Origin of the sequence: Pseudorhodobacter sp. E13 (assembly GCF_003991405.1) — a bacterium.
Lineage (GTDB): Bacteria > Pseudomonadota > Alphaproteobacteria > Rhodobacterales > Rhodobacteraceae > Pseudorhodobacter.
Genome location: NZ_RPEN01000094.1, coordinates 1 through 804 on the forward strand (window position 1 = coordinate 1; position 804 = coordinate 804).

1 protein-coding gene is annotated in these 804 nt (G+C 45.8%); it reads right to left on the bottom strand.

Going from position 1 to position 804, the window contains the following annotated elements; all coding sequences use genetic code 11:
- Positions 1 to 29: 29 nt before the first annotated feature.
- Positions 30 to 677, bottom strand: a complete 648-nt coding sequence (locus EGN72_RS00245; protein ID WP_158623095.1) for a hypothetical protein — start codon at positions 675 to 677, stop codon at positions 30 to 32.
- Between the last annotated feature and the right edge of the window lie 127 nt (positions 678 to 804).

Below are 804 nucleotides of genomic sequence, written 5' to 3' on the forward strand. Positions count from 1 at the left end.
CGTCTGGACAAAGTCGGCGCAAGACATCCTTACCCGCGAACGCCGCGCGCTGGACAAACTCGATGAAATTCGCGGAAATCGGTAACAAGCGTCAGACTCAGAACACTAGAGTTTCTTGCAATTCTAAATCCGCTGTCGATACCCTTACCAAGAAAATCATAGTCTCGAGGAGTTTCATCAACTTTGCGTTCAAAATCCTCGGTTAGGAGTTCATTTCCGCCGCTTATAGGGTCTTGATTCGTGCCTATTGAAAGACTGATGCTGCAGTTGGGGCTTGGGAACGCTGCAACCCATGCGTTTCCTTTTGTGTTTAGTTTATGAATTCCATGAATTTCTTGCCCAAACTCCTTCAAGGCCCCTGAGAACGCTGATACGTATGCACCGAGCTGGGTTATGCTGTGTACTCGGTTTACGAAGAGTATCTCGTCCCCAACAGTTTTCCATACTTTTGGTATCTGCGCTTTTTCGTCAGCGCTGAGATCAGGAATGGAACCTGAAACCTCAACGTACTTTTTTTGGAAAAGGGCAGGAAACTCGCCATAGAATTTCTGAAATGCTTTTAACCAACGAAATGTTGATGAATCAGAAGATTTAAAATTGGTTGAACCTGTGAGATCTACCGACAAAAATAATCTTATCCGGTATTCTGGTTTTCTTAGGACGAATTGATTTTTCAACGTTAATTACAAAAGTCCTAGTGTTAGCCGCCTGACGGAAGATTCCCAACCGTGAACAGGTGTGTCACAATCGGGGCATGAGACGCAATGACATCTGCCTTTACCTCGGCCCCGCTGACCGTGCGCA